This is a genomic window from Polaromonas sp. P3_C2 (assembly GCF_056402675.1).
In genome coordinates, this window is record NZ_JBFUGX010000084.1 from 1 (window position 1) to 9464 (window position 9464).

Annotated in this window: 10 protein-coding genes and 1 pseudogene; all 11 read right to left on the minus strand. The window is 63.7% G+C overall.

Features of this window, described 5'->3' with window-relative positions; genetic code table 11:
- Window positions 1–217 (minus strand): type II secretion system protein (locus AC1DWI_RS05750; protein WP_477724516.1); only part of this gene is annotated, 217 nt, incomplete at its 3' end.
- A complete protein-coding gene (locus AC1DWI_RS05755; RefSeq protein WP_477724517.1) occupies window positions 214–696 on the minus strand; it encodes a type II secretion system protein in 483 nt (160 codons plus the stop codon). The genes AC1DWI_RS05750 and AC1DWI_RS05755, both read right to left, overlap by 4 nt.
- A gap of 11 nt (window positions 697–707) precedes the next feature.
- Window positions 708–2774 (minus strand): secretin N-terminal domain-containing protein, encoded by a 2067-nt coding sequence (locus AC1DWI_RS05760; protein WP_477724518.1) that lies wholly within the window; start codon window positions 2772–2774, stop codon window positions 708–710.
- A complete protein-coding gene (locus AC1DWI_RS05765) occupies window positions 2771–3436 on the minus strand; it encodes a hypothetical protein (RefSeq protein ID WP_477670766.1) in 666 nt (221 codons plus the stop codon). Before AC1DWI_RS05765 ends, AC1DWI_RS05760 begins: the two co-directional genes overlap by 4 nt.
- On the minus strand, window positions 3433–4065 hold the full coding sequence (locus tag AC1DWI_RS05770; protein WP_477724519.1) for a hypothetical protein: 633 nt from the start codon (window positions 4063–4065) through the stop codon (window positions 3433–3435). The genes AC1DWI_RS05765 and AC1DWI_RS05770 overlap by 4 nt, the downstream gene beginning before the upstream one ends.
- Window positions 4062–4736, minus strand: coding sequence for a hypothetical protein (locus AC1DWI_RS05775; RefSeq protein WP_477670764.1), 675 nt, complete (start codon window positions 4734–4736; stop codon window positions 4062–4064). The genes AC1DWI_RS05770 and AC1DWI_RS05775 overlap by 4 nt, the downstream gene beginning before the upstream one ends.
- Entirely contained in the window at window positions 4733–5611 is an 879-nt protein-coding gene (locus tag AC1DWI_RS05780; protein WP_477670763.1) for a hypothetical protein, read from the minus strand. The genes AC1DWI_RS05775 and AC1DWI_RS05780 overlap by 4 nt, the downstream gene beginning before the upstream one ends.
- A gap of 9 nt (window positions 5612–5620) precedes the next feature.
- Window positions 5621–7426 carry a GspE/PulE family protein gene (locus AC1DWI_RS05785; protein ID WP_477670762.1) on the minus strand — a complete coding sequence of 602 codons (1806 nt, stop codon included), beginning with the start codon at window positions 7424–7426 and terminating at the stop codon, window positions 5621–5623.
- 20 nt (window positions 7427–7446) lie between these two features.
- Window positions 7447–8676 (minus strand): type II secretion system F family protein, encoded by a 1230-nt coding sequence (locus AC1DWI_RS05790; RefSeq protein ID WP_477670761.1) that lies wholly within the window; start codon window positions 8674–8676, stop codon window positions 7447–7449.
- 31 nt (window positions 8677–8707) lie between these two features.
- Window positions 8708–9172, minus strand: coding sequence for a type II secretion system major pseudopilin GspG (gene gspG, locus AC1DWI_RS05795; RefSeq protein ID WP_477670760.1), 465 nt, complete (start codon window positions 9170–9172; stop codon window positions 8708–8710).
- Between the two features lie 176 nt (window positions 9173–9348).
- Window positions 9349–9464: pseudogene (locus AC1DWI_RS05800) on the minus strand (DsbC family protein); the annotation flags it as partial.

Below are 9464 nucleotides of genomic sequence, written 5' to 3' on the forward strand. Positions count from 1 at the left end.
CGCCTACCCCCTTGTCGATGACCCCGGCGTCGGATGCGGCCTTATAGCTATCCAGCGCCCGGCGTAGGGTGCGCAAGCCCTGCTTGAGTTCGGCCTCCTTGGCGCGTGTTTGCACCACCTGGGTCAGCGGCACGGCCACCATGGCCAGCAGGCCCACGATGGCCAGTGAGACCAGCAGCTCGATCAGCGTGAAGCCGCCTTGCCCCGACGGTTTCACGGCGCGATCTCCGTAGTGGGTGGCTCGACACCTTCCTTTGGCGGGATTGGGTTTGGCACAAGGGGCGCGCGTACGTCGTAGATGCCTGGCTCAGCGCCGGTTGGAAATGGCAAAACCTCCCAGGCTCGGGAGCCGGACACCGGATCCAGCGGGATCTCGCGCAGGTAGCGCTTGTCCACCACCTCCTGCWATTGCATCGGGTACTTGCCTTGGTCGGCGCGGAACTTGTCGATTGCATCGCGCAGTGTGGCGAGGTTTTGTGCCTTGATTTTTTCCTTGCCACCATCCACCGCTTTGAAGTAGCGCGGCGTGGCCAGCGTCAAAAGTAGGGCGAGGATGGAGAACACCACCAGCAGTTCGATCAGCGTGAAACCTGCCGCATGGGGGCGGCGAGGGCGCGGACGGTAGCGTGCCTTGCGCTTCCGGCCTGCGACCGTTCGCAAATCCATCTTGCGGAAACTGCTGGAGAAGGGAGTCACATCGCCTCTCGTTAACGCTTGATCATGGGTGGGGGTGGCGCCAGGCCACCACCACTCAGCGGCATGGCGGGAATGGGCTGCGGAAGAGGTTGTGAAATGGCTGGCGTAGGCGATGGCGTCCCCAGTGCTCCCGGCATCTGTGGTGCAGGCGTGATGCCGCCGGCTGGCGCGAGACGGCCTCCCAGTCCGTTGGGCAGACTCAAACCGCCCACTGGGTCACCCAGAATCTGCCGGTCGCGCAGTGTCAGCGCCGTTCCCGAGAACACGCTGGCCCGGTCCAGGCCGAGATTGGCGTAGTTGCGCACGATGCGTGGCGTGATGGCGAGCACGATTTCAGAGCGCGACTTGGTGGTGCTCGAGTTGCCGAACAAGCGTCCCACCATGGGCAAGTGCCCCAGGCCCGGAATCTTGTCGGCGGTGTTGCGCTCCTCGTCGGTGATCAGGCCGCCCAGGACCTGCGTCTCCCCCTCGGCCAGACGCAGAAAGGTGCTGGCGTTGCGCGTACCGATCTGGTACGAGCGGCTGCCCTGCGGGTCGGTGAATTCACGCGCGATGTTGCTGACCTCGAGGTTGATCTTGATGCCCACGTCGTTGCTGGCGTAGACCTGCGGTTCGAACTCGAGCTTGAGGCCGACGTCCTGGTAGGTGATGGTGCCGGTGACAACGGAGGAGCCGCCGTTGACCGGCGTGACGTTGTTGATGATGGTGGGCACGCGGTCGCCGATCATAATCTTGGCTTTTTCGCGGTTGCGCGCCCGGATGCGCGGGCTGGCCAGGATGCGGGTTTCGGTGTCCTGTAGCTTGAAGTTGAGCGTGCCCGAAATCGGGGAGACCGTGAGGCCGCCCACGCCCAGTTGCCTGAGCTGGCCGATGGTGAGGCTGCTGACGGTCCCGCCCGGCGTGGTCGCGCCGCCGCTGGGTGTGCCGATGGTGATGGCGCTGGGTGGGGAGACGCCCAGGTTGCTGTTGCGGCCCTCCGAGATCTCCAGCACTTCCACTTCGAGCATGACCTCCGGGTCGGGCTCGTCGTGCAGGGCAATCAATTTTTCGGCGATGCGCAGGGTTTCAGGCGTGTCGCGTATGACCAGCAGGCCGCTGCGCTCGTCGGCTGAAACGTCTTTCAGCTTGAGCATGGTCTTGAGCATGCCGGCCAGGTATTTGAGGTCACTGTTGGTGACGCGGAAGGAGCGAACCGTCAGTTCCTGGTACTCCGACTGCTTGCCCGCCGTCGCCGGATACACCATCATGGTGTTGCTGTTGACGATGCGTTTTTCGAGCTGGTTCTGCATCAGGATCAGGTCAATGGCGTCTTCGACCGCGACGTCCTTCACAAAGATCGTGACCCTGCCGTCAGACTTGACTTCGCGGTCCAGCAGGATGTTCAGGCCCGTGGACCGGGACAGGGCTTCAAACACGGTACGCATTGTGGCATCGCGGAACTGCAGCGTTACCGGGGAGCTCATTACCGACTTCGCTTCCCTGAAACGGTCACGCTCGAGATCGGCTGCGGCCTTGGCGTCGAGGGCGGCTTTTCGCAGCTGCGCCGCTTGCTTATGGCCGGGCTGGTCCGCCAGCACCCGCGTCGCTCGCTCGCTCGCCGCCTCCAGTTTGCCGTCCTTCAGGTAACGCTCGCCTTCGGCCAGCAGCTGGTCGTTGCGGACGTCCTGGTCCAGCGCCTTCAAGGCCGTCGCCGCACGGACATTGCTGGGGTTCAAGGCCAGCGCCCGGCCATAGAGGTCGCGTGCGCCGGCAATATCTCCACTGGCACGCACCTGGTCTGCCTGCTTGACGAAGCTGTCGGCGTGTTTGTCGCGCTGCACCAGATAGTCGATCTTGTAATACTGGTTGGTGGTATCGAGCTCCGTTGCCTTCTTCAGTGAGGCGATGCCGGTGTCGATGTTTCCCTCCCCGATCTGGCTCATGCCGTCGTTGTGATAGCGCGCGCCGGCGCAGGCCGTGAGCAGCAGGCAGGTCAGTACGGCCGACGCGATAGGCGTCATATGGCTGCGTCCTTTGCCCGCGCGCTCTGCTTGGTTGCCACTTCCGGCAATCGCGGCAATCCGTTCAATTGGTTTCATCTTGGGTTATCCAGAAGTAGAAGCGATTGTTTTTGGCCCAGAGGCAGATAGGTAAACACCACGCGGTCGCTGGTGATCTCGTCGACGCGGTAGCTGCCGGCGACGGTGTCGCCTTTTTGGATCACGGTGAGGTTGTCGCCCTGCTGGATGAAGGCCTGCTGCTGGCCATTGCCAATCCTCTTGCCCTGGATGGCGCCCACCGCGATAAACGGCAGTGGCGGCGCTGTGGGTGGAGGTGGCTCGACAGCGACGGGCGGTGGCGGCGGTTTGCGGGCCTTGGCAAAGGTGGGTGGTGGCGCAGGCGGGGCAACGACTTCTGATGGTGGTATGAATTCAGGCGCCAGCGGGCCGAAGGGATCGCGTACCACCATCTTGTTCATGCGCTGGCTGGCGCTGTTCATCGCGACAACATCCAGGCTTGGGGATGCAACGTCGGCAAGGGGCGGCAGCGCCGTGCCGGACTGCGGAGAGACGGACGGTGAGGCTGTGCGCGGGCGCGGCGGTGCTGCCAGGTCAAGGGCTGCGTCGACCTGGCCAGACTGCCACTTGCCTTGCATGCCGGCCGCCAGCACAAAGCTGCCCAGGCCGGCCGCAACCAGGATGAGGGCCTTCTTCCAGCCCGCAGATGCGGCGGCAGTGCGATCTGGCGGTGACTGGTTCACGGCATGGCCTTTGCAGTGATGGGCCCAGAGACATTCGCTGGACTCTTCCCGACAGCGGGTGGCCCCTGGATGTCGCCCGCCCGCGGTGAATACACGAACGCGAGCTTGAGGAATATCTGATGCTTGACGGCTGTGCCGTCCTTGCGCTCTATGYGCAATTCCTGCACTGCCGCGTGTGGCATGGCATTGAGCACGCTGGCCAGGAATTCCTTGAGCTTGCCGTAGTTTTCGGTGATGCGCAGATCCACCAGGCGGGTGTCCAGGCCCAGGGCCGTCGGGTCCGCATCGCGGTAGTCGCCACTGGCCAACACGATGCCCAGGCTTTTTGCGATGTCAAAAATCTGTGCCAGATCGGCCGTGTAGTCGGCCGAAGGCGGGAAGATGACAGGCACGCCCCGCACAGGATTCACGGCGAGCTTGGGGCCAGGTTTCTGGGTCTGCTTCAGCTCCAGCTGCAGCGTGGTTTTCTGCAGTCGCAGCTGATGGGAAAGGCCCAGCAGCAGGGCACCCACCAGCATCAGCCCGACGCCGCACAGCACGGGCCAGCCGAGGGCGCGCAATGGCTCCAGGCCCGCGCCGCCTCGGAGCCGGTCAAGCGTCCTGGTTATGAAAGCGGGGCCGCGCATCATGGCGAGGGCGCCTTGCTGATGCCCGGCTTCAATACGGAGGGCGAGATGTCCGCCGGTATGAGCGGACTGAGCGTGTTGCTCGACGGTTCCTTTGCCAGGAAAACACCTTCATTGAGACGATTCCAGCTCGCCGTCAGCCGGAAGCGGAAGGTAGCTGGGCTGCTGCGCTCATCGAACTGGTGGCTCATGATGCGCACGTCCGAGAAACCGCTCACCGTGCTCATGGCCTCGGTGTAGGCCAGCATGGACGGGTAGTTCGAGGCCATCAGGGTCAGCTCGATCTTGCGGTTGGCCGGGTTGGTGGTGTTAGGCACCATGGAGAGCAGGGTGACCCGGCCTTCGACGGTGTCGGCTGCGGCTTCCAGGGCTTCAAACATCAGCGACCACGGTGTTTGCAGCAAGGCTTCGAGCTGCCGCCTGGCCTTGATCTTTTCGAGCAAGGCGGGATTGTTCTCGGCCTGCCGCATCTGTTCACTCAGCGCGCTTTGCTGTTTGGAAATCCTGGCCTGCTGCGACCGGACACCCTCAAGCTGTGCCCCGGCCCTTGAGGTCATGTACAGGCCCGAGAATGCGGCGCAGGTGCCCACGGCCAGGATGAGCCAGCTCAAGGGGCGGTAGCGCGGCGCGCCCGGCGCGAACTCGAACGGGCTCTCGACCAGATGCCGGCTCATGCTGCCAGCTCCATGGCAACTGTGGGTGATGCTTCTGCCGCATGGGCCGGCCAGACGCAGGGAACGGCCTGTTCATCGATGCCCGCGCCCGAGGCGATCAGGAAACGGTCCAGCGCGGGCTGAAGCCAGGGATCGTCTGCGGTCGTTGGAAGAGGCGTGACAGTGCGCCATGCAGTGACGGCGCTGCCGTTCATCAAGCGGATGAAGGTCACCATCGCATGACGGCACCCCGAGGCTTCCAGCTCTGTCCAGACCAGTGTGCGCGCATCGCGCTGGCGCCGGCATTTTTGGAGTTCGCTGTCGAGCAGCGCCACGATGGCCGGCTGGCAGCTTGCAAGCGTCATGCGCTGGGCCTGGGCCAGCGCTTGCAGGCCGGCGACCAAGGCCGACTCGAGCGTGATCACGCACAGATGCGTCTGGTTGGCCTCGATGCGCCAGCGTACTTCATGCCCGGCTGCTTCGATGCCAAGTGCCTCTTGGGACAGTGCTCTTGCAACGGCCCGCAGTTGCGGCTCGGAGCGCGCTGAAGGTGAAGAAAAATCCATGGGCGCGATGCCGACATAGGAAGTGCCCATCCCCGTACGCACCACGAGGCGGCTGCCATCGAGAGATTCCGTCTGGCGTGCGCGCAACGCATGCACCGCTTGCGCGGCGGCTTCGATCAGGGCTGTGATGCTGTCGGCGTGCGTGGCACCTGACACCCAGCTTGCCGTTTCGACAATGGCGGTGGCCGCGGCTTCTTTAGCGGGCAAGCTTTTTCCCGGTAGCGTCCGGCGCAGATTGCGCACCAGGCGCAGGCCCCAGCCGGGCGCGGCCGGCTTGAGCGTCGCCCTTAGCTGAGAGGTGCCAATGTCCAGGTGAATCACGGCCTTCATGATTGGCGATCAGGCATGAGCAGCCTCTACGTTCTGCGTGTTCTGCAGGTTCTCCCGGGGTGTGACGCGGTTGATCTCTTCCACAGTGGTCTGGCCTCCCATGGCCAGGGCCACAGCCGAGTCGCGCAGGCTCATGAAGCCCTTGCCGCGCGCTACCTGCTTGATCTGCGAGATCGAAACCTGCCGCACGAGGAGATCGCGTATGTCATCGTCCATCTCCAGCGTCTCGGCAATCGCAAGGCGCCCCTTGTAGCCGGTGCCGCGGCAATGCGCGCAGCCCACGGCATGCATGAATTTCGCCTGGTCCAGGTCCAGGCGTTCCACGGGGATGCCCTGTTGTGTCAATTGCTCGGGTGTCATGTCGGCGGGCACAGCGCAATGCACGCACACGGCGCGCAGCAGGCGCTGAGCGACGATACCGGTCAGGGCCGACACCAGGCTGTAGCTGTCGACGTTCATGTTCTTGAAGCGGCCTATGACGTCGAACACATTGTTGGCGTGCACCGTGGTGAATACCTGGTGGCCAGTGAGCGCGGCCTGTACCGCGATCTGAGCCGTCTCGGCGTCGCGTATCTCGCCCACCATGATCTTGTCCGGGTCGTGACGCAGCACGGAGCGCAGCCCGCGCGCGAAGGTCAGGCCTTTTTTTTCATTGACGGGAATCTGCAGGACGCCTTTGAGCTGGTACTCGATCGGGTCTTCAATCGTGATGATTTTGTCCAGGCCGGTGTTGATCTCGGAGATCGCCGCATACAGCGTGGTTGTCTTGCCGCTGCCCGTCGGGCCGGTCACCAGCAGCAGCCCATAGGGCAGGCTGGAAGCCTGGCGGATAAAGTCCTTGGCGCTTTGCGCGAAACTTAGCGTGTCCAGGCTCAGCGTCTGGAACTGGCCGGTCAGGTGCTTGCGGTCCAGCACGCGCAGGACGGCGTCTTCGCCGAACAGATTGGGCATGATGGAAACCCGGAAATCGATCTCGCGCCGCTCGACGCGGACTTTGAAGCGGCCGTCCTGCGGCGTGCGCCGCTCCGAGATGTCGAGTTCGGACAGCACCTTGATGCGCGAGATCGCCTGGTGTCCCATCTCGGCACTGTCGATGCGCTTGACATTTTCCAGCACACCATCGATCCGGTACTTGACGTGCAGGCCGGCCGGCTGGGTTTCAAAGTGAATGTCGGACGCACCCATCTTGAGCGCGTCGTACAAGATCGAATCAACCAGCCGCACCAGTGGGTTCGCCGTGGTCTCTATGCCTGCGATGGACAGGGTCACGGCAGAGGCATCGACGGATTCCGCCTGTGCAAGGCCACCGGCATCTTCCTCTTGGTCGCTGCCCATGGCCATCAGGTTGCGCTCGGCATGCGCAAGCCAGGCTTGCATGTCCTCGATCAGTGCCAGGCCGCGAATCACTTCACCCGCGTTTGCATCGCCCAGTTGCAGGTCTATCCACTCCTGGCCCTTGAGGTCCAGCGGGTCGCTGACCACGACCGTGCGCAGCTTGTTGCCAGCAGCGTCGATGGACCAGCCGCCCAGGCAGCCTCGCGCCTGGCAGTCGGCAAACGAGATCAGTTCGAAGTCGGGTGTGATGTCTTGCAGGTCTTGCGTGGCCATGGCGTGCAGGCCCAGCGCGGCCGCGACGTCCACAAGTACGCGCGTGCCCTCTAGTCCGCTTTGTCGCACCATCCACTGAAGACGCGATCCCACCGGTGCCGCCTGCACGGCTTGTTGCATCAGCGCGCGCCCGGCCTGGCCGCCGGCCGATGAAGCCGGAACGGTGTCCGAGTCGGCTGGCGGGGAAAAGGGGAGGAGGGCGCTCATGGGCGAAAGCAATGCGAAGCTCAGTTCAGGCTGGAAGCCAGGTCGAAGATGGGCAAGTACATGAGGACCACGATGGCGCCGATAACGGTACCGATCACGATCATCAGCGCGGGTTCGATGACACGCGTGGCCACGTCGATGGAGCGCTGCAGCCGGCGTTCATAGAACTGTGCGATGCGCTCCAGCATCTCCGACATGGAGCCGGTCCGCTCCGCGACCTTGAGCATGCTGGTGGCCACGGGGTCGGACAGGCCCGCGCCGGACAGGGCCGCGCTCATGCTCAGGCCCTCGCGCATCAGCACAACGGCGCGCACCAGACGTTCGCGGTCCGCATCGCCCAGCAGCTTGGCGCCGTGCTCCATGGCGCGGTGGATCACAATGCCGCGCGAAACCAGAATGGACATGGTGCGGTAAAGCTGCAGGTGCTGGAACTCGCGGATCACGCCGGCTATATAGGGAAGGCGTTGCAGCCAGCGCGAGCGCATGCCATGTGCGCGGAAATGCGCGACCACCCAGGTCCCCAGCGCCAGGACTCCACCGAAGAACAGCACCAGTACCCAGGGCTTGGCGGCCACCAACCGGCCCCAGGCCATCAGGCCCGCCGAGAGCATGGGCAACTGGGTGCGGGTGCTGTCCAGCAGACCGGCGAAACGCGGAATCACCACGCCCATGAGGAACATCACAACCAGCCCGCCGACCACGAGCAGCACCAAGGGGTAGACCGAAGCGCCAATGAGTTTGTCCTTGAGTGCCTGCATCTCCCTCTGATGGGCCGCATAGCGGGCCATGCCCTTGCCGAGGTCGCCGGTGCGTTCGCTCGCTTCCACCGTGGCGATCAGCAGCTCGGGGAAGGCGCCCGTGAGCCGCATGGCCGCCGACAGGTTGCGGCCTTCCGACACCGCGCGCGCCACCTGTTCGATGAGGTCGCGCCGCGCGCCAGCCGTTTCCTTGATGCTCAGGGTCTGCAACGCTTCGGTCACGCTAAGACCCGCGTCGATCAGTGCCGCAAAATCCTGTGAGAAGGAGGCGGTGTCCAGGCCTGAGCGGGAAGGTTGCGTGGATTTCCCTCGCATCAATCCGCCAAGGCCGGCGCTGGATTCCTTGGCCGCCTCGCAGCTTAGAACCGTGAAGCCACCGCGCGCTGTCTGTGCGAGCGCTTCGGCGGCCGTGGTCGCGCGCACCTGGCGCGACGCGATGCGTCCCGCACCGTCGCGGGTGACGACGTCAAACAAGGCGTGAGCCGCGAGCATGCGTGAAACTGTTCTGGCGCCAGCGCTGACGTCAATTGACCGAATGCAGCGAGACGTCCTGCGCCTCGCCGGTGCCGCCGGGCTTGCCGTCGGCACCGTAGGAAATGATGTCGATGGCGCCCGCGCCCGGCTTCAGCACATAGGCGTAGTCGTTGCCCCAGGGGTCGGTGGGCAGAGCTTTCTTCAAGTAAGGCCCTTGCCATTTTGTGATCCCCGGTGGCTGTGTGTTCAACGCGTTGAGTCCCTGCTCCGCCGTGGGATAGACGCCCACATCCAGTCGGTACTGGTCCAGTGCCTTGTCGAGCGACTCGATCTGCGCCTTGGCGATCTTGGATTTGGATTTGCTGACCGAGTCAAAGTAGCTCGGCGCGACCAGCCCGGCCAGCAAGCCGACGATGACCACCACGACCAGCAGCTCCAGCAGCGTGAAGCCGCGCGCAGTCTTCCAGCGCTGGGCCCTGGGGGCAATCTCCAGCTCAAACGTACCGTGACTCACTGAATTCCCCTCCCAGAGAAACGCTTATGGATGCGGTTCTAAATTGATCGTTCTRAACCTGCCGGCCTAGCTGTTTTGCGTGCGAAAAGATTCTGCCGGAGGCGCCTGAAATCGAACAACGCGTGTGTTGGTGAAACAACCCATCATCCGTTCCAAAAATAACCCTGCTGCACAGGTCATGACGTTGTTCTCAGGCTGACCAATCTTTTTTCGACCTCCTGTGCGCTGATGGCGCCCGGCGCACGCGATCCGTCGGCAAAGATGACTGTCGGCGTTCCGGTAATGTTGTACT